The organism is Streptomyces sp. NPDC005775, assembly GCF_042871565.1.
Lineage (GTDB): Bacteria > Actinomycetota > Actinomycetes > Streptomycetales > Streptomycetaceae > Streptomyces.
This window is the reverse complement of sequence record NZ_JBIAIU010000015.1, coordinates 107,849-126,192: the sequence shown is the minus strand read 5'-3', so window position 1 is coordinate 126,192 and position 18,344 is coordinate 107,849. Positions and strand designations below refer to the sequence as shown.

Annotated in this window: 16 protein-coding genes and 1 pseudogene; 5 read left to right on the top strand and 12 right to left on the bottom strand. The window is 71.3% G+C overall.

The window, feature by feature from the left end:
- Positions 1-129: 129 nt before the first annotated feature.
- From ACFYPA_RS30025 to ACFYPA_RS30010, 4 genes are all read right to left on the bottom strand, one after another.
- Positions 130-702 carry a BMP family ABC transporter substrate-binding protein gene (locus ACFYPA_RS30025; RefSeq protein ID WP_389135451.1) on the bottom strand — a complete coding sequence of 191 codons (573 nt, stop codon included), beginning with the start codon at positions 700-702 and terminating at the stop codon, positions 130-132.
- Between the two features lie 47 nt (positions 703-749).
- Entirely contained in the window at positions 750-1,121 is a 372-nt protein-coding gene (locus ACFYPA_RS30020; protein WP_389135448.1) for a hypothetical protein, read from the bottom strand.
- Positions 1,122-1,409: 288 nt separating this feature from the next.
- Positions 1,410-2,192, bottom strand: coding sequence for an HNH endonuclease family protein (locus tag ACFYPA_RS30015; RefSeq protein WP_389135445.1), 783 nt, complete (start codon positions 2,190-2,192; stop codon positions 1,410-1,412).
- A 108-nt stretch (positions 2,193-2,300) separates the two neighbouring features.
- Positions 2,301-3,167: a hypothetical protein gene (locus tag ACFYPA_RS30010; protein ID WP_389135442.1), complete on the bottom strand. Its 867-nt coding sequence runs from the start codon at positions 3,165-3,167 to the stop codon at positions 2,301-2,303.
- Between the two features lie 115 nt (positions 3,168-3,282).
- Here ACFYPA_RS30010 and ACFYPA_RS30005 point away from each other — a divergent pair, with 115 nt between their 5' ends.
- Positions 3,283-3,858, top strand: a complete 576-nt coding sequence (locus ACFYPA_RS30005; protein ID WP_359082822.1) for a TetR/AcrR family transcriptional regulator — start codon at positions 3,283-3,285, stop codon at positions 3,856-3,858.
- A gap of 20 nt (positions 3,859-3,878) precedes the next feature.
- Here the strand turns inward: ACFYPA_RS30005 and ACFYPA_RS30000 are convergent, their stop codons facing one another.
- From ACFYPA_RS30000 to ACFYPA_RS29985, 4 genes are all read right to left on the bottom strand, one after another.
- A complete protein-coding gene (locus ACFYPA_RS30000; protein ID WP_359082820.1) occupies positions 3,879-5,192 on the bottom strand; it encodes an MFS transporter in 1,314 nt (437 codons plus the stop codon).
- Entirely contained in the window at positions 5,189-5,809 is a 621-nt protein-coding gene (locus ACFYPA_RS29995) for a helix-turn-helix domain-containing protein (RefSeq protein ID WP_359082818.1), read from the bottom strand. Before ACFYPA_RS29995 ends, ACFYPA_RS30000 begins: the two co-directional genes overlap by 4 nt.
- 84 nt (positions 5,810-5,893) lie before the next feature.
- Positions 5,894-9,448 carry a transcription-repair coupling factor gene (mfd, locus tag ACFYPA_RS29990; RefSeq protein WP_359082816.1) on the bottom strand — a complete coding sequence of 1,185 codons (3,555 nt, stop codon included), beginning with the start codon at positions 9,446-9,448 and terminating at the stop codon, positions 5,894-5,896.
- A gap of 283 nt (positions 9,449-9,731) precedes the next feature.
- A complete protein-coding gene (locus ACFYPA_RS29985; protein ID WP_356322329.1) occupies positions 9,732-10,025 on the bottom strand; it encodes a helix-turn-helix transcriptional regulator in 294 nt (97 codons plus the stop codon).
- Between the two features lie 374 nt (positions 10,026-10,399).
- Between ACFYPA_RS29985 and ACFYPA_RS29980 the strand changes: the two genes are divergently transcribed.
- Entirely contained in the window at positions 10,400-10,939 is a 540-nt protein-coding gene (locus ACFYPA_RS29980; RefSeq protein WP_359082814.1) for a phospholipase A2, read from the top strand.
- A gap of 101 nt (positions 10,940-11,040) precedes the next feature.
- Here ACFYPA_RS29980 and ACFYPA_RS29975 read toward each other — a convergent pair whose 3' ends face one another.
- From ACFYPA_RS29975 to ACFYPA_RS29965, 3 genes are all read right to left on the bottom strand, one after another.
- Positions 11,041-13,623 carry an FtsX-like permease family protein gene (locus ACFYPA_RS29975; RefSeq protein WP_359082812.1) on the bottom strand — a complete coding sequence of 861 codons (2,583 nt, stop codon included), beginning with the start codon at positions 13,621-13,623 and terminating at the stop codon, positions 11,041-11,043.
- Positions 13,620-14,408, bottom strand: a complete 789-nt coding sequence (locus ACFYPA_RS29970) for an ABC transporter ATP-binding protein (protein WP_148019058.1) — start codon at positions 14,406-14,408, stop codon at positions 13,620-13,622. Before ACFYPA_RS29970 ends, ACFYPA_RS29975 begins: the two co-directional genes overlap by 4 nt.
- 326 nt (positions 14,409-14,734) lie before the next feature.
- Positions 14,735-15,340: a TetR/AcrR family transcriptional regulator gene (locus ACFYPA_RS29965; RefSeq protein WP_389135434.1), complete on the bottom strand. Its 606-nt coding sequence runs from the start codon at positions 15,338-15,340 to the stop codon at positions 14,735-14,737.
- Between the two features lie 76 nt (positions 15,341-15,416).
- Here ACFYPA_RS29965 and ACFYPA_RS29960 point away from each other — a divergent pair, with 76 nt between their 5' ends.
- From ACFYPA_RS29960 to ACFYPA_RS29950, 3 genes and pseudogenes are all read left to right on the top strand, one after another.
- Positions 15,417-16,109, top strand: coding sequence for an NAD(P)H-binding protein (locus ACFYPA_RS29960; protein WP_359082808.1), 693 nt, complete (start codon positions 15,417-15,419; stop codon positions 16,107-16,109).
- The gene (locus ACFYPA_RS29955) at positions 16,106-16,513 is read left to right on the top strand and encodes a TIGR03618 family F420-dependent PPOX class oxidoreductase (RefSeq protein ID WP_359082806.1); all 408 of its coding nucleotides are present in this window, start codon (positions 16,106-16,108) and stop codon (positions 16,511-16,513) included. The genes ACFYPA_RS29960 and ACFYPA_RS29955 overlap by 4 nt, the downstream gene beginning before the upstream one ends.
- Positions 16,514-16,553: 40 nt before the next feature.
- Positions 16,554-17,444, top strand: a pseudogene (locus tag ACFYPA_RS29950) (haloalkane dehalogenase); the annotation flags it as partial.
- A 9-nt stretch (positions 17,445-17,453) separates the two neighbouring features.
- Here the strand turns inward: ACFYPA_RS29950 and ACFYPA_RS29945 are convergent.
- Positions 17,454-18,335 carry an aldo/keto reductase gene (locus tag ACFYPA_RS29945; RefSeq protein ID WP_359082804.1) on the bottom strand — a complete coding sequence of 294 codons (882 nt, stop codon included), beginning with the start codon at positions 18,333-18,335 and terminating at the stop codon, positions 17,454-17,456.
- Positions 18,336-18,344: the final 9 nt, after the last annotated feature.

Below are 18,344 nucleotides of genomic sequence, written 5' to 3'. Positions count from 1 at the left end.
GAGCTGCTTTCTCTTCACAAGGCCTACATATGGCCTCGCGAGATTGCCCCATGCGCCGACAGCGGATCCACTTATTCCAGAGGGATCTTATGCGATCTTTATCTCATCACCCATGGATCGTCACCTCGGTTACCGCTGAACGGCGTTGACGGCCCGCCCTACGGCTTTAGCGACCTGGTCCGGCACGTCGTCGCCCGGCGCCACCACCGTCACGTTCCCGGCTTCCGCGCCCCCGCCCTCCCCCTCGGATCCGACCACGACGAACCGCACCCCCGGATGGCCGGCCGCCGCCTTGCGGACGGCTTCCGTCTGGGCGCGGCCGCTGGCCAGTACGACCTCGCAGTCCCGCTGGATCAGGCCATTCAGGTGCGGCAGCGCGTTCGCCGCCGACTGCTCACCCATGACCGGGACATGGGTGACCCGGACCCGGGTGTCCCCGGAGAACGCCTCCATGCCCTGCCAGACGGCGGCAGCGGGCGTGCCCGCCTCGATGCCGTCCTCGCCGGTGAGCAGGCACGCGTCCACGTCCTGGTATTGGCGCGCCCTGGCATCCGGCGGGCTCGCCGCCTCGTCGTCGCCACCGAACACCCACACGGCGACGAGGGCGCAGACGACCAGCAGCGCCCCGCCCGCGGTCCAGGCCCCACGGCGCCCGCGCAACAGGGCAGCCGCCGATTCGAGGGCCACCCGCACACGGGGCATGCGGCGACGGGGTGCGGGTGTCCTGCCCCGCCAGGTGCGCCGGGTCCTCATGCCGTGCCTTCCGTGCCCGTACGAGGCATCCGCCACGAGGTCCCGGCAAGCAGGCCGTGGGCCGCGGCACCCAGCGTGGCGACCAGCACCAGCAGCAGGTCCGCCGCGAACTCCGCCCCCCGTGTCTCCTCCGGGGTCAGTGCCGCCCAGAGCACCCAGGCCACGTTGGCGGCCGCGAAGCCGGCGAACGCCGCCCAGTCACCGGCCCGCCGCCGCCGGGCGGCGATGGCGAGGGAGGGCACGAAGGACAGCATGCCCAGCGTGACCACGGGGACCGCGGCCAGCAGGACGCGGGTAGTCGCCCTCAACACCCTCGCGAGCGGTGGACGCGGACCTGCCTCGACGGCGTGGGGCACGGCAGGCTTCACGCTTGTTCCTTAGGGGAGCGAGACGGGCGGCCGGGCATGGAGCGGCTCGGACCGTTCGCACAGACGCCCGATGGATTCGGACGCCGTAGAGTACACCGCTCCTTCACCGGGCCGAAGCAGGGCGTCCCGCAGGCGCCACCCGGGCATCCCATGGCAACCCGTGGGCATCCCACGGAGCAGATCCGCCCGCCGCACGATCGACCGTCGCGCCGCCTCCGAAGGGCCCGGCCGACCTCGGGGCCCAGGCCTCTGAACGCCGTGCCCGCCCCCGGGGGGCGGGGCCGGGCGTCAGTCTCCGCACAGCTCCAGCATGACCTTCTTGTCCGCGGTGGTGACCGGAAGTTCGTACTTCAGCGAGACCTGGGCGAACCGCAGCGCGTACGAGCAGCGCACCGGCTTGTACGGCGGCAGCCAGGACGCGGGGCCGGAGTCGCGCTTGGCGTTGTTGGCCGGGCCGTCGACGGGAAGGAGATTCAGCGGGTCATTCGCGATCTGCTGCCGCTTGGCCTCGTTCCAGCGGGCCGCGCCCATCTGCCAGTCGTACGAGAGCGGCATGACGTGGTCGATCTGGACCTTGGTGGCCTGCTGCTTGCGCCACTCGATGGCGGAGCCGGTGTACGGGTCCATGAGTGTCATGGCGACGACCACGCAGTCCGAGCCGTCCCGGAACCTGACCTTCTGGCCATCGCGATGCAGCAAGTCGTTTCGTGTGTCGCAGCCGTTGTGCGAGAGCGGGACGTCGTCGACCGAGTCCTTCCAGGCGTACCCGAACTTGTCCCGCTCGTAGCCGGTCTTGGGGCCGCGCCCCTTGGTCGCCACCTTCTCGATGACCTTCCGGGCGGCCGCCCGGTCCGCGTCGGAGGTGAGGGGGGCGAGGCCCGGCTTCGTACCGTCCGGGTTGTTCAGCGGGCTGGCGCCGAAACCGGTGGCGGACCGGCCGCCGCCGTTCGCGCTGCTGCTGGCCCCACCCTCGCCCATGGACACCTGGTCCGGGTCGCATCCGGTCAGGGCCAGCACGGCCACCACGCCCAGGGCGGGCACGATCACTCGACAATCGCGGGGAGATATCACTCGTAGCCGTCCTGACGGGGAGAAAGCCGAACCAACCCGGGAATCCTACGGATGTCTTCCCCGCCGGGACGCGTTCAAGACCCCCACCGCCTCCGGATGCGGCCCGGATCACACCTTCCCGATGCCCAGCGTCGTCTCCGACGGCAGCAGTCCGGAACCGAGCACCGCCACCCACAACGGGCCCAGCAACTCCACGAGCCGTTCCCGTTCCTGGTCGGTGAGGACACGCCACGGGGCCGCCGCCGCATCGTCCGTGCGCCGCTCGACCTCGGCGCGCAGAGCCCGGCCCGCCTCCGTCGCCGTACCGTCGTCCGCCAACAGGCCGCGCTTCGCCAGGCGTTCACCGGCCTGCGACCACTCCTCGTCGCTCCACCGCCGGCTCGCGAACACCTCCCGGCGCGCCGCACCGATCGCGGCGAACGAGACCAGTGCCTCGACCGGGTCGAGCTCCGCGTGCGCGAGCGCCGCGAGGTGGCCGTCGCCGCGGTGTTCGCGCAGGACGGTCGCCGCGTGCCAGAGCGCGAGGTGCGGTTCGTCCGGGCAGGGCAGTGCGGCGTTGGCGGCGGCGAGCGGGCGGCCCGTCGTATCGGCGGCCTCAGCGACGCGGCGTACGAGCGCGGCGGCCTCGGCCGTCTCCTGAGCGGTGGCCGCCTCACCCAGCAACGTCCGGTACGCGTGGTCGACCGCCCGTCGCCGCGCGGCCAGCACGTCCTCGGGCGAGGCGACGGACCAGATGGCGGGTACGTACGCGTCCACCATCGCCGGGCTGAAGCTGTAGAAGGTCTCGGTCACCCGGGCGGCCCCCGCCTCCCCCAACGGTGCTGCCCGCCACGCGAAGTAGCTCGGCCAGCGCTCGTCGACCGCGTACCCGAGCGCCGAGGCCTCCTCGAACGCCTCCGGCGCGTAGTAGAGAACAGCGTGCAGAGGCTCCAGCAGGTGCCACATCTGCCGTACGCGACCCAACTCGTCGGACATGTCTCCGCCTTCCGTAACCGCGTCAATCTAGGCATCGACTAGATCCCTATGGCAGTCACAGTGCACCCCGCCCCGCGAACTTGTCAATGACTAGATTCTGCGTAGGGTGCTGTCCATGAGCAGCGACCGCACCTACCACCACGGCGACCTGCGGCGGGCCGTCCTCGCCGCCGCCCTCGACGTCATCCGCACCGAGGGCCCCGCCGCGCTGAGCCTGCGCGATCTGGCCCGCCGGGCCGGCGTCTCACACGCCGCGCCCGCCCACCACTTCAAGGACCGCACCGGCCTGCTCACCGCCATCGCCGCCGAGGGCTACGACCTCTTCGCCGACGCCCTCGCCGAAGCCCCTGACCTGCGGGAACGAGGCGTGCGATACGTACGGTTCGCCGCCGAGCACCCGGCCCACTTCCAGGTGATGTTCCAGCCGGACCTCTACCGCGCCGACGACCCGGACCTGCTCGCGGCGAAGGAGCGGGCGTCGGTGGAGCTGCGCGCGGGCGTCACCGCGCTCCCCTCCGGCGGCGGGGACGATGCCCGGCTCACCGGCGTGACCGCGTGGTCCCTGGCCCACGGCTTCGCCACCCTGCTGCTCAGCGGCAATCTGCGCGGGGCGGTGGGCGACCGGGATCCGGAGGAGGTGTTCCGGGAACTCGCGGCACGCCTCTTCCCCCGCGCCCCGCGCCACCCCTGACACCCTGCGGGCCCCCGGGGTCAACGCGCCGCCGCGTCCGCCTCGCCGGCCATCTCCGTGTCGCCGGGCGCCTCCGCGTCTCCGTCCGGGGCGAGGTCGCGGATTCGGGGTATCGGCGAGGGGAGGAGCCACAGCACCGACAGGGCCCCTCCGACCGCGGCGACGAGGAGGGTCGGCCGCAGGCCGACGAACGTGGCGAGCACTCCCCCGACGACGGCGCCGACGGGGCGTATGCCGTAGTTGATCGTGCTGTACGCGCCCGCGACACGGCTGCGCAGCCGATCGGGGATGACGGACGCCTGGAGCGAGTTGAGGTTGACGTCGAACAGCATGACGCCGACGCCGGAGAAGAACTGCGAGGCCGCCACCGCCCCGGCGCGGATCCAGAGCGGGCCGTCCGCGGCAGCGGCGAGCCCGATCGGCGCGGGGAAGAGTACGGCGCCCACCACGATGCTGCGCCCCACGCCGATCCGGCGCGAGATCACGGGCGCGAGCACCGCTCCGAGCAGGGCACCGGTCGCGCCGATTCCCAGGGCGGCGCCGATCACCCCTGCGGACAGTCCCAGGCTCCGGCTGGCGAAGAGCACGGTCAGGCCGCTGCCCGCGACGAAGGTGAAGAAGTTGACGGTGGCCGCGCAGCCGAGCGTGGCCCGCAGCACGGGGTGGCGTACGACGAAGGCGAGGCCCTCCCTCGCGCGCCGCAGCAGCGGGGCCGTGGCGGTCACCGGCGTTTCCTCCACCGTGATCCGGCCGATCAGGACCGCGGAGACCAGGAACGTCAGAGCGTCCACCACGATCGCCACGGGAGCGGTGAGCGCCTGGACCAACGCGCCGCCGATCGCGGGGCCCGCCACCTGGGAGACCGAACGGCTCGCGCTGAGCTTGCTGTTCGCGTCGACGTAGGAGGCGCGCGGAACGAGGCGCACGAAGAACGACGGGTAGGCGGTGTTGAACAGCACTCCGGCCGCACCCGCCAGAAACGCCACGGCGTACAGCTGCGTCAGAGTCACCGCCCCGAGTACGTAGGCCGCCGGAAGGCTCAGCAGCACCGCGGCGCGCATGAGGTCGGCGAGAATCATCAGGCGGCGCTTACGGGCCTGTTGATCGACCCAGGCCCCCAGGACGATCGCGAGCAGGTTGGGCGTCCAGATGAGCGCCGTAAGCCATGCCACCTGGTTGGCCGAGGCGTTCAGCGCGCCGACGGCCATCAGGGGCAGAGCCAGTTCGGTGATGCGGTCGCCGACCTGCGAGACCGATTGTCCGGCCCAGAAACTGGCGAACCGCCGGTCCCGCCACAGCGATATCGCGGGCGGCCCGTCCTGGCCACCGTTCACGACGACTGCCCCGTCCGCTCCTCGCCCTGTTCCCCGGCACCCTCCGGCAGGACGTACCGCATCAGCCGGACGCCACGGCTGTCCGCGGGGCGGTCGGCCGCGTCCCGGTTGACGTACGGCGCGAGAACGCGCTCCATCTGGTCCTGGATGGCGGCGAGTTCATCGACGGATACCGTGACGCGGGTGTCGGCCAGTCCGGCGCCCGACCGCCATGCCGGATCGAGTCCGGGCTCGATGTCGGCGGCCCAGCGGGCGGGGACGTCCGCATAGCGCAGGAACATCTGCCGCGACAGCTCCCGCGCGGCCGACCGGCCCTCGTCGTCCGCCGGGTCCTGCGGCGTCTCGAACCGGAAGCCGCGCGCCACCGCCTCCCACCGCCGGCTGCGGCGGTCCGGCCCGGGCGCACTGTCACGGACGAGGCCGAAGGACGCGAGGTGGCGCAGGTGCCAGCTGGTCACCGAGGGGGTCGCGCCCACACCCGGGGCGAGCTCGGTCGCGGTCGACGGGCCGTTGCGGTGCAGGTGGTCGAGGATCGCCAGCCGCACCGGATGCGCCAGAGCACGCATCGCCTGCGGATCGGTGATCTCGACGTCGCCCATGCGGTTATTGGAATCCATGACGTGAGAGCATCCTCTCACACATTGTGAGAGTCAACTCTCATATCAGCGGGAACCGGCCGGGCCACCCGCCCGGCCGCCTCGTCAGGACCCCAGGATCGTCGTGAGGAACTCCCCGGTCCACGCCAGCAGTTCGCGTCCCACGACCGGCTTGCCGCCGATCTTGCCCGCGGTGGGGCGCGGCACCAGGATCTGGTGCAGGGCCGGCTTGATGATCGTCTTCGGGTACAGGCGCTTCAGGCGCAGCTCCTGCGACTCGCGCAGTTCCACCGGCGCGAAGCGGATGTTCGACCCCTGGAGCAGGATGTCGCCGACCCCGCAGGCGCGGGCCAGCATGCGCAGTCCCGCCACCAGGAGGAGGTTCTCGACCGGCTCCGGGAGCTTGCCGTAGCGGTCGGTGAGCTCCTCGCGCACCGCCCTGATGTCGTCCTCCGAGTTGGCCGAGGCGATGGCGCGGTAGGCCTGGAGGCGCAGCCGCTCGCCGGGGGCGTAGTCGTGCGGGACGTGCGCGTCGACCGGGAGCTCGATCTTGACCTCCAGCGGCGGTTCCTCCTCCACGCCGCCTTCGAGCGAGGCCCGGTAGTCCGCGACCGCCTCGCCGACCATGCGGACGTACAGGTCGAAGCCGACGCCCGCGATGTGGCCGGACTGCTCGCCGCCCAGGAGGTTGCCCGCGCCGCGGATCTCCAGGTCCTTCATCGCCACGTACATGCCCGCGCCCATCTCCGTGTGCTGGGCGATCGTGGCGAGGCGTTCGTGGGCCGTCTCGGTGAGCGGCTTCTCCGGCGGGTACAGGAAGTAGGCGTAACCGCGGTCGCGGCCACGGCCGACGCGGCCGCGCAGCTGGTGGAGCTGGGAGAGGCCGAAGTTGTCGCCGCGCTCCACGATCAGGGTGTTGGCGTTGGAGATGTCGATGCCGGACTCGACGATCGTCGTGGAGACCAGGACGTCGAACCTCTTCTCCCAGAAGTCCACCACCACCTGTTCCAGGGCCTGTTCGGACATCTGGCCGTGCGCGGTCGCGATCCGCGCCTCGGGGACGATCTCGCGGAGCCGGGCGGCGGCGCGGTCGATCGACTCGACGCGGTTGTGGATGTAGAACGCCTGTCCCTCGCGGAGCAGCTCGCGGCGGATGGCCGCGCCGATCTGCTTCTCCTCGTACGGGCCGACGAAGGTGAGGACCGGGTGGCGCTCCTCGGGCGGGGTGGTGATCGTCGACATCTCGCGGATGCCGGTGACCGCCATCTCGAGCGTACGGGGGATGGGCGTCGCGGACATGGTGAGGACGTCCACGTTGGCGCGGAGCTTCTTCAGCTGCTCCTTGTGCTCGACGCCGAAGCGCTGTTCCTCGTCGACGATGACCAGGCCCAGGTCCTTGAACTTCGTCTCGGAGGAGAAGAGCCGGTGCGTGCCGATGACCAGGTCGACGGAGCCCTCGCGGAGCCCCTCGAGTGTCGCCTTGGAATCGGACTCCGACTGGAACCGGCTCAGCGCCCGCACCTTGACGGGGAACTGGGCGTACCGCTCGGTGAAGGTGCCGAAGTGCTGCTGGACGAGGAGGGTGGTCGGGACGAGGACGGCGACCTGCTTGCCGTCCTGGACCGCCTTGAAGGCCGCGCGGACCGCGATCTCGGTCTTGCCGTAGCCGACGTCACCGCAGATCAGCCGGTCCATGGGGACGGACTTCTCCATGTCCTCCTTGACCTCGGCGATGGTGGTGAGCTGGTCGGGCGTCTCCGCGTACGGGAAGGCGTCCTCCAGCTCGCGCTGCCACGGGGTGTCCGGGCCGAAGACGTGGCCGGGGGCGGCCATCCGGGCCGAGTAGAGCTTGATCAGGTCGGCGGCGATCTCCTTGACGGCCTTCTTGGCGCGCGCCTTCGTCTTCGTCCAGTCGGCGCCGCCGAGCCGGTGCAGGGTCGGGGCCTCGCCGCCGACGTACTTGGTGACCTGCTCCAGCTGGTCCGTCGGGATGTAGAGCCGGTCGCCGGGCTGGCCGCGCTTGGCGGGGGCGTACTCGACGAGGAGGTACTCGCGGGTGGCGCCCTGCACCGTGCGCTGCACCATCTCGATGTAGCGCCCGACACCGTGCTGCTCGTGGACGATGTAGTCGCCCGTCTCCAGCGTCAGCGGGTCGATGGTCTTCCTGCGGCGGGCCGGCATCCGGCCCAGGTCCTTGGTGGCGGTGCGCTGGCCGGTCAGGTCCGTCTCGGTGAGGACCGCGAGCCGGAGCTCGGGGTCCACGAAGCCGTGCTCGATGGCGCCGCAGGAGACGTGGACGAGGGACGGGGTGATCTCGGCGAGGTCCGCGTCCAGGCGGGCCGGGATGCCTTCGCCGCCGAGCACCTCGACGGTACGGGAGGCGAGTCCCTGGCCCTCGGTGACGTACACCGTGCGCCAGCCGTCGGCCAGCCACCCCTTGGTGTCGGCGAGTGCGCGGGCGGTGTCGCCGCGGTACGCCTCCGGGGCGTGCATCCGGAGCTTGAGGGTGTCGCCCGCCGCGGCAGCGCCATATGTCTGCGTCAGCTCGTCGTCGGCCGCGAACGGGGAGACGGACCACCACATCATGTTCAGCTCGCGGGCCCGGTCGCGTACGTCCGCGATGCCGCGCAGCGACGCCGCGCCGACGTCGATGGGGGCCTCGCCGCCGCCGGCGGTGGCCGCCCAGGACGCCTCCAGGAACTCCTGGCTGGTCGCCACCAGGTCCGCGGCCCGGGTGCGGACCCGCTCGGGGTCGCAGACGACGGCCATGGAGCCCTTGGGCAGCACGTCGATCAGCAGTTCCATGTCGTCGACGAGGACCGGGGCGAGGGACTCCATGCCCTCGACCGCGATGCCCTCGGCGATCTTGTTGAGGAGTTCGCCCAGCTCGGGGTGGGCCTCGGCGAGGGCGGCGGCCCGCTCGCGGACCTCTTCGGTCAGCAGCAGCTCCCGGCAGGGCGGCGCCCACAGCCCGTGCTCGGCGATCTCCAGCGACCGCTGGTCGGCGATCTTGAAGTAGCGGATCTCCTCGACGTCGTCGCCCCAGAACTCCACCCGCAGCGGGTGCTCCTCGGTCGGCGGGAAGACGTCCAGGATGCCGCCGCGTACGGCGAACTCGCCGCGCTTCTCGACCAGTTCGACCCGGGAGTACGCGGCTGCCGCGAGTGCCTCGACCGTCTTGCCGAGGTCCGCGCTCTGCCCGATCCGCAGCGCCACCGGCTCCAGGTCGCCGAGCCCCTTGACCTGCGGCTGGAGCACGGACCGGATCGGCGCGACGACGACGGAGACCGGCCCCGTCTCGGGGTCGTCCGCCCTCGGGTGCGCCAGGCGCCGCAGCACGGCCAGCCGGCGGCCCACGGTGTCGGAGCGGGGCGAGAGCCGCTCGTGGGGCAGGGTCTCCCAGGACGGGTACTCCGCGATCGTGTCCGGCGGCAGCAGCGTGCGCAGCGCGGCGGCCAGATCCTCGGCCTCGCGCCCGGTCGCGGTGACGGCGAGCACGGTCCGCCCGGTGTCCCGGGCGAGCGCCGCCACGGCGAAGGGCCGCGTGGCCGGCGGGCCCACCAGGTCGATGTGCATCCGGTGGCCGTCTCCGGCGGCCTTCACCGCTTCGTCGAGCGCCGGATCACGTACGACGACATCCAGCAGACCGTGCAGGCTCATGAAGGGCTTCCGTCCGGGTAACGAGGGCGAGGTCCGACAGCCGGCTGCTGTCGGGGGGCGGCGCTGCTGTCGGGGGCAACGCGAAGGGCCCGACACGTCAGACGGGCCGGGGGTACGACCAGCGTACGACTCCGGGGTGACAGTCGCCCCCGCAACGGGGCTGCGCGCCGCCGGGCGGGACCCCTCATGCACGAAATCCGGCCCCGGGGCGTTTGGAGGAACGCCCCGGGGCCGGAACCGTCAGTCTACGGGGCACCCCCGTCCCCTCCGGCTGTGCTCATCCTCATCCGGCCGGCTCCGCACGCTCGGGACACGCCCGGAAGTCGACGGCCACCCGGCGGCTGGGCCCCATCGCCACGAAGAGCACGGAATTGAGCGCCGACGCGAGCTTCTCCAGCAGATACAGCGTCGGCATGCACCTGCCGCGCTCCAGCCGGGATATCGCCGCCTGGGACATCCCTGCGAGTTCCGCCAGCCTGGCCTGTGTCATGCCGACCTCGCGGCGCCGGTCGCGTACGGCACGTCCGAATGACTCCTCCAGCCCCGGCCGACGGCTCCCGCTTTCCACAGTCCTCATCCGGCCCGGCTCCCGTCGGTGTTCACCCTGCCGTACTCCGGTGCTGAAGTACGGCAATCCGGAGCGTAACCAGCCGGGCCCCGCCCTCATCCTTCGGTCGAGCAGAATCTGAGCAGAATCTGAGCTTCAGGTGCGAGAAGTCCCCGCACCGGTCCACTCGCCCGCACACGGTCTCCCGCGGCGGCGGAATGCGCATACCTGGAGTGGCATATCGGATGCCCGTCAAGTAAAAGCACCTGGCCAGGACTTCGGAATTATCTATTCCGCTTCACGAGCACCTCGGGAATGCCTCAGGAAGCCCTCAAAATGGTTGCCCGCCCAGTCCGGCCCATGCCATGGTGGCCGCCGCAATCAAACGGGAAGGAAACGCAACCTTGACCACCTTGCGTCATTCGATTTCCACCATCGCCATTACGGGAACTCTCGTACTCGGCGCAGCCGCACCTTCGCTCGCCGACTCGGCGCAGGCCCCCGCCTCCGCGTCCGCCGCGGTGACGAAATCCCAGAAGCTGTCGAAGATGGCCTCCATCACGGGCGACTCGTCCGCATCCCAGAACCGCTGGTTCTCGGCGCTCGGCGCCCGCAACAAGGCGTCCATCAAGAAGTACAAGTTCACATGGAAAACCGATGGCTGCTCCTGGGCTTCGGACAGTATCCCCGGAGGCTACGACTTCCACCTCTCGTGCTGGCGCCATGACTTCGGCTACCGGAATTACAAGCAGACCGTCGGCGCGACGAAATTCCGCGCCTCGCACAAGGCGCGCATCGACAAGGCCTTCCTGCACGACATGAACCGCGCGTGCGGGCGGACCTTCTGGGCCGATCCTTTCACCAAGGCCCAGCGCAAGAAGCTGAAGGCGGCATGCAACAAGACCGCCAAGAAGTACTACGACACCGTCCGGGCGTTCCGGTGACGGGCCGGAGCACGCACTGAAATACGAAAAACACGCAGTCGACGGCCCCTTCGGACCGTCGACTGCGTGGTGCTTTTCGCCGACTGCGCGTTGCTTTCCCGTCAGTCCGTCGCGATCGCGTTCAGGACGTTCATCCGGCCGGCCCGGAACGCGGGAACCAGTGCCGCGAACAGTCCGACGAACGCCGCGGCGACGAACACCGTGCCGATGGTCGGCCACGGGATCTCCAGGACGCCGAGCCCTTCCAGCGCCAGCAGTTTCTGCGCCGAGGTGCCCCAGGCCATCCCCAGGCCCAGGCCGAGCAGAGCGCCGAACAGGGCGATGACCACGGACTCCAGCCTGATCATCCGGCGCAGCTGGCGGCGGGAGAGGCCGATGGCGCGCATGAGGCCGATCTCGCGGGTCCGCTCGACGACCGACAGGGCCAGTGTGTTCACGACGCCGAGCACCGCGACGATGATCGCCAGAGCGAGCAGGCCGTACACGATGTTCAGGAGCTGGCCGATCTGGTCCTTCAGTTCCTGCTTGAAGTCGGTCTGGTCGAACACCTTGACCGTCGGGTCGGCGGCCACGGCGACCTTGAGCGACTCGTACGCCTCGTCCTGCTGATCCGCGGCCGCCTTCGCGAACAGGATCGAGTCCAGGGGCATGCGGTCGGCCGGGACGTACCGCTCGGCCGTGCTGAGGTTCGTGTACATCGCCCCGGAGTCGAGCGCGGAGTCGTCGGCGGTGATGGCGGCGATCTTCAGCCGGGCCGTCCTGCCGTGCTCGAAGGCGGCCGTCAGTTCGTCCCCGACCTTGACCCCGTGGCTCTTCGCGAACTTCGAGCCGACGGACATGGCGTCCTTGCCGTAGGCGGCGGAGAGGTCTCCCGAGAGCGTCTCGCGTGACAGGTCCTGCGTGTACGTCGGGTCGGTGGCGCTCAGACCCACCTTCGCGGTGGAGCCGTCCGGCAGGGTGAGCCTGGCCGGCACGTCCTTCGCGTGCGTGACGTGGGCGAGGTGCGGCGCCCCGTCGACCGCCGCGCTGGTCTGCGCGGTGAGCGGCCTCCCGTCACCGCTGCCCACCTGCACGATGAAGTCGGCCCCCACCGACTTGTCCAGCGCGTCCGTGGCCGAGGCGACCATGGAGGAGCCCACCACCGACAGGCAGGCCACCAGGGCGAGGCCGATCATGAGGGCCGCCCCGGTCGCACCGGTCCGGCGCGGGTTGCGCAGGGCATTGCGCTCGGCCAGCCGGCCGACCGGGCCGAACAGCCGCAGGACGACGACGCTGAGCGCCCGTACGACGACCCCTGCGAGCAGCGGGCCGATGACGATGAAGCCGATGAGGGTGAGGACCACGCCCAGGCCGAGGAACGCGGAGCCGTCACTCGCCTCGTCCGCCCGCGTCGTCGCCCACAGGGCGGCGGCACCGGCGCCGGTGAGGACCAGGCCGATTCCGGCCCGGATCCAGCCGGACTTGGCGTCCGCCGGTGTTCCGGCGTCGCGCAGGGCGGCCATCGGGGAGACCTTGCCGGCCCGGCGGGCCGGGACGTAGGCGGCGAGGACGGTCACGATGATGCCGAGCGCGAGACCGATCACCGGCGTCGTCCAGGCGATGGTGAGGTCCTCGGTGGACAGTTCCATGCCCATGGCGCCCATGAGCTGCATCAGCCCGATGGCGAGGCCCACCCCGGCGGCGACGCCGAGGATCGATCCGACGATGCCCAGGAGCACCGCTTCGAGCAGCACCGACCGGTTGACCTGCTTGCGGCTGGAGCCGATGGCCCGCATCAGGCCGATCTCGCGGGTCCGCTGGGCGACCAGCATGGAGAACGTGTTGACGATGAGGAAGATGCCGACGAGGAAGGCGATTCCGGCGAAGCCGAGCATCGCGTACTTCATCACGTCGAGGAAGGAGCCCATCGAGTCCTTGTTGGACTCCGCGGCTTCCTTCTGTGTCTGCACCTTGTACGCGGCCGAGCCGTCCAGCGCCGCGGTGACGTCCTGCTTCAACCGCGTGTCACTGACACCCGGTTCGGCGGTGACGGAGATCTGGGTGAAGACGTCGGGGCTGCCGAGGAGCTTCTGCTGGGCGGTGGCCGTGTCGAGGTAGACGATGGCCGCGCCCGGGTTGGTGACCTTGAAGGTGGCGATGCCGCTGATGCGCGCCCTGATGTCCCCGGTGACCGCGATGGTGCGCAGTTCGTCACCGATCTTCAGGTCGTGCTTGTCCGCGGTGTCGGCGTCGACCATGACCTCGGTCGGGCCGCGCGGGGCGTGGCCGGAGGTGATCTCCATGGAACGCAGGTCGTTGGAGGTCCAGTTGCCCGCGAGCGTCGGGGCGCCCGTGTCGGAGCCCATGTTCTTGTTGTGGCTGTCCACGACCGTGACCGCCGAGCTGGAGACGGCACCCTCGGCCTTCTTCACGCCGTCGGCCTTCTCGACCTGTGCGATCACGGAGGCGGGCAGCGACTGGGGCTTGCCGTTCGCGGGGGTGTCGTCGACCTTCGCCGTCTTCGGGCTGACGGTGACGTCGGCCGACGTCGCGGCGAAGAGCTTGTCGAACGTGGTGTTCATCGTGTCGGTGAAGACGAGCGTGCCGCAGACGAACGCCACCGACAGCAGGACGGCCACGGCGGACAGTGCCATGCGTCCCTTGTGCGCGAAGAAGTTGCGCATCGAGGTCTTCCAGACGGTCATGACGTCCGCCCGCGCGCGTCGAAGTCCTTCATGCGGTCCAGCACCTGGTCGGCGGTGGGGTTGAGCATCTCGTCGACGATGCGCCCGTCCGCGAGGTACAGCACACGGTCGGCGTAGGAGGCGGCGACCGGGTCGTGGGTGACCATGACGATGGTCTGGCCCAGCTCGTCGACGGACTTGCGCAGGAAGTTCAGCACCTCGGCGCCGGCCCGCGAGTCCAGGTTCCCGGTGGGCTCGTCACCGAAGATGATCTCCGGTTGGGCGGCGAGCGCCCGGGCCACCGCGACACGCTGCTGCTGGCCGCCGGAGAGCTCGGTGGGGCGGTGCTTGAGCCGCTCGGCGAGGCCGACCGTCTCGACGACCTGCCGCAGCCATGCGGCGTCCGGCTTACGGCCGGCGATGTCCATCGGCAGCGTGATGTTCTCCAGCGCGTTCAGCGTCGGCAGGAGGTTGAACGCCTGGAAGATGAAGCCGATGCGGTCACGCCGCAGCTGCGTGAGCTTCTTGTCCTTGAGGCCGGTGATCTCGGTCTCGGCGAGGTGGATCTGCCCGGAGGTCACGGTGTCCAGACCGGCGAGGCAGTGCATCAGCGTCGACTTGCCGGAGCCGGACGGGCCCATGATGGCCGTGAACTGCCCGCGGGCGATGTCGACGTCGACGTGGTCGAGTGCGACGACCCGGGTCTCCCCGACCCCGTACGCCTTGACGACCTGTCGCGCCCGCGCAGCGACGGCCGTACGCCCTCCAGTGCCCCCGTGCCTGGGAATGGTTACAGCCGTTGTCACGGTTTTTCTCCTATGTCGGTCGGCAACAGGTCGTCGCCGTCTGCTGTGAAGTCTGGTTGCTGGAGGGGGTCCGGCGCGCTGGTGCCCAGCGCAGTCTTCGAGTGGGGTTTTCCCCACCCCGCCCCCTGTGGCCTGCCGCAATCACGGTGCATGACCACGCTACTGAGCGGGCACGGCCGGGCACGTCCTCCGCCGGGAGGAACGGCCCCTGGGCAGATGTAAGGAGCTACCCCTAGGGGTCTGGTCCCCGGGGTGCACACGTATCTCAGGGACTGCGCCCCTGGGTCCACACCGCCGGGTGGAGAGGCGGAGCCCCGCCGGGGGCGTCAGGGCCTGCGGCCCGCTCCGGCCCTCGGGGCCAGCGCCGCGCGCAGGGCCGGGGTGAGGACGGTGCGCGTCTCGGCCGGGGTGAGGGAGGCGGGGGTGGCGAGCGGATTGAGGTAGCGGGTGTAGATCAGTCCGCCGAGGACCGTCACGACGGCGGTGGCACGGGCGGTCGCGTCCCGGCCGCCGAGGAATTCAACGAGGCGGGCCAGCAGCTCGCGTTCCAGGTACTCGCGGATCACGTCGGCGGCCTCGTCGCCCTGCGTGGTCAGCCGGCGGAAGTCGGCGTCCTCCCACAGGTCCGTCACCGCGTCGATCAGCCGGCCGGGAAGCGTCGCCGGGTCGCCGCCCAGGACCTCCTCCACCGCCAGCGCGTTCGCGCACTGGAACTGCATCACGTCCGCGAACAGGCCCTTCTTGGAGCCGAAGTGGTACGCGATCAGTGCCGGGTCGACTCCGGCGGCCCCGGCCACCGCGCGCAGGGTCGTGGCCCGGTAGCCGCGCTCCAGGAACAGCGCACGTGCCACCGGGACGATCGACTCCCGGGTCGGCGGATTGCCGCGGGGCCGGCCTCGGGGGCGTGTGGGAGTGGTGGCGGCGTTATTCATCAGCGTTGAGCCTGCGTCGCGTACCTCGGCACAGTCAAGGGCGTTCCGGCCACCACACGAAGGAATGACCCACACCATGCGTATCGCAGTCTTCGGCGCCAACGGACCGACCGGCCGCCACCTCACGGGACAGGCCCTGGCCGCCGGTCACGAGGTGGTCGCCGTGACCCGCCGCCCCGGCTCCCTGCCGGCCCGCCCCGGCCTCACCGAGGCCGTCGCCGACGCCACCGACCCGGTGGCCGTCGACGCCGCGATCGACGGAACGGACGCCGTCCTCTCCGCACTGGGCGCCCGCTTCAGCAAGCAGGCCATCACCCTGTACTCGGCGAGCGCCGCGGCCATCACCGACGCCATGGCCCGCCACGGCGTCACACGGCTCCTCGCCATCAGTTCCAGCATCGCCGACCCCGGCTGGCGCCCCACCGGCGCGCACTTCTTCAACCATGTGCTCGACCCGCTGGTGAACCGGCGCCTGGGCCGCACCCTGCACGAGGACATGCGCCGCATGGAGGACGTGATCCGCGCGACCGGCCTCGACTGGACCCTCGTACGCCCCTCGGGCCTCTTCGAGCACCCCGTCGTCACGGACTACCGCACCGCGGCGGTCAGCGCCGACGGCGTCTTCACCGCCCGCGCCGACCTCGCCGCGAGCATGCTGCGCGAGCTGGAGGAGCGACGCCACGTCCGTACGGCGATGGGCGTCATCACCACCTCCGTGAAGCCGAACATCGCCAAGCTGATCTGGAACGAGGGCGTGAAGAAGAAGTGAGCCCGGCGCCTCTCACACAACTCAGCGCCTCTGCACTGGAGTTCCTGAGCCTCCCCCGTACAGCCACCCTCACCACGCTGCGCCCCGACGGCACCCCTCACGTCGCCCCCGTCCGCTTCACGTTCGACGCGGCGACCGGGCTGGCCCGGGTGACGACCAGGGCGGCTGCCCGCAAGGCGCGCAACGTGTCGGCGGGCGGTCCGGCGGCCCGGGTCGCGCTCTGCCGGGCGGACGGTTTCCGCTGGATCACCCTCGAAGGCCGGGCCGCGGTGGGCGACGACCCCGTGCGCCTGGCCGAGGCGGTCGCCCGCTACACCGCCCGCTACCACAGGGCACCACCGAACCCGCCCGACCTGGTCGTCATCGAGATCACCGTCGACCGCGTCCTGAGCCTCGGCCTCTGAGCCGTACGCCACACAGCCCCGACCCCGAAAGCGATGTGACACCGCGATGCCCACCGTTCCCGTTCTCGGCTCCACCCTCCACTACCGCGAATCCGGCGACCCCGACGGGCTGCCGTTCGTCTTCCTGCACGGCAATCCCACCTCCTCCCACCTGTGGCGCGACGTCCTGCCGGCGGTGGCCGCGCCCGACCGCCGGCTGCTGGCCCCCGACCTGATCGGCATGGGCGAGTCCGGCAAGCCCGACCTCGCCTACTCCTTCGAGGACCACGCCCGCCACCTCGACGCCTGGTTCGACGCGCTCGGCCTGGCCGAGGCCGTCCTGATCGGTCACGACTGGGGCGGCGCTCTCGCCTTCGACCGGGCTGCCCGCGTCCCGGGGGCCGTCCGCGGCCTCGCCTTCACCGAGACGATCGTCAAACCGCTGGTCGGCGACGAATTTCCCCCGGCAGGGCGCGAGTTGTTCACCTTGCTGCGCACCCCCGGGGTGGGTGAGAACATGATCCTGGAGCAGTCGCTGTTCATCGAAGGCCTCCCGGACACGTGCGCCACACCGCTCTCCCCCGCCGACCTCGACGTCTACCGGCGCCCCTTCCCGACCCCGGACAGCCGGCGCCCGGTCCTGGCGTGGACGCGCATGATGCCGCTGGACGGCGAACCCGCGGACGTCGTGGCGCGCATCGAGCGCTACGACGCCTGGCTGGCCACCAGCCCCGAAGTCCCCAAGCTGCTCGCCGCGTTCGAGCCGGGGCCGGGCGCGATGACCGACGCGGGTGCGGTGGCCTGGTGCGAGGCGAACATCGCGGGCCTGGAGGTCTCCCGCCACGGCGTGGCCGGCCACCACTCCCCGGAGGACCGCCCCGAGGAGCTCGCCGGGGCGATCGGCGCCTGGGCCCGGCGCCACGGACTGGAATGCCCGCGGGTGGCCGGCTGAGGCGCGGCCCTACGCGGCTACGCCGTCGAGCCGCGCCACCTCCGCCTCGCTGAGTACGGTCTCCGAGGCCCGGGCCGAGTCCTGGACCGACGCCGGCCGGCTGGCCCCCGGCACCGGGACGACCGCCGGGGAGCGGGCCAGCAGCCAGGCCAGGGCGATGCGTTGCGGACTGACTCCGCGCTCGGCCGCGATGTCGTGGAAGGCGGTGCCCCCGGAGGCCGGCCCCGGCGGGCCGTCGAGTGAGCTGCGGGTGATGCCGCCCAGGGGGCTCCACGGCAGGAAGGCCAGGCCCAGTTCCGTACTCAGCCGGAGCTCGGGCTCGCCCCCGCGCACCGCGGGCGAGTACTGGTTCTGTACGGAGACCAGCCCGTCGCCCAGGATCGCGTGCGCCTCCCGGATCTGGCCGGTGGTCACGTTGGAGATCCCGGCGTACCGGATCGTGCCGGCGTCGAGCAGGTCGCGCAGCGCGCCGACGGAGTCGGCCCAGGGCACGGCCGGGTCCGGCTTGTGCAACTGGTAGAGGCCGATGGCGTCCACGCCCAGGCGCTGGGCGGAGGCCCGGGCGGCGCGCTTGAGGTGCTCGGGGGTGCCGGTGACCGTCCAGCTGCCGTCACCGGGCCGGCCGCGACCGCCCTTGGTGGCGACCAGGACGCCGGAGGTGTCGCCGCCGTGGCTCCGCAGGGCGCGGGCGACGAGGAGTTCGTTGTGGCCCCTCTCGTCGGCGTACCAGTGGTAGCTGTCGGCGGTGTCGATGAGCGTGACGCCCGCGTCGAGGGCGGCGTGCACGGTGGCGACGGCCCGCCGCTCGTCCGGGCGCCCCTCGATGGACAGGGGCATGGCGCCCAGACCGATGGCGCCGACCTTGCGGTTCCCGATGGCGCGTTGTCGCATGGCGGGGGT

Coding starts and splice junctions, on each gene's coding strand:
- ACFYPA_RS29995 (WP_359082818.1), bottom strand. CDS start 5,809: ATGGATTCCAATAACCGCATGGGCGACGTCGAGATCACCGATCCGCAG.
- ACFYPA_RS29945 (WP_359082804.1), bottom strand. CDS start 18,335: ATGCGACAACGCGCCATCGGGAACCGCAAGGTCGGCGCCATCGGTCTG.
- ACFYPA_RS29985 (WP_356322329.1), bottom strand. CDS start 10,025: ATGAGGACTGTGGAAAGCGGGAGCCGTCGGCCGGGGCTGGAGGAGTCA.
- ACFYPA_RS30025 (WP_389135451.1), bottom strand. CDS start 702: ATGCCCCGTGTGCGGGTGGCCCTCGAATCGGCGGCTGCCCTGTTGCGC.
- ACFYPA_RS30010 (WP_389135442.1), bottom strand. CDS start 3,167: ATGTCCGACGAGTTGGGTCGCGTACGGCAGATGTGGCACCTGCTGGAG.
- ACFYPA_RS30005 (WP_359082822.1), top strand. CDS start 3,283: ATGAGCAGCGACCGCACCTACCACCACGGCGACCTGCGGCGGGCCGTC.
- ACFYPA_RS29960 (WP_359082808.1), top strand. CDS start 15,417: ATGCGTATCGCAGTCTTCGGCGCCAACGGACCGACCGGCCGCCACCTC.
- ACFYPA_RS29975 (WP_359082812.1), bottom strand. CDS start 13,623: ATGACCGTCTGGAAGACCTCGATGCGCAACTTCTTCGCGCACAAGGGA.
- ACFYPA_RS29965 (WP_389135434.1), bottom strand. CDS start 15,340: ATGAATAACGCCGCCACCACTCCCACACGCCCCCGAGGCCGGCCCCGC.
- mfd (WP_359082816.1), bottom strand. CDS start 9,448: ATGAGCCTGCACGGTCTGCTGGATGTCGTCGTACGTGATCCGGCGCTC.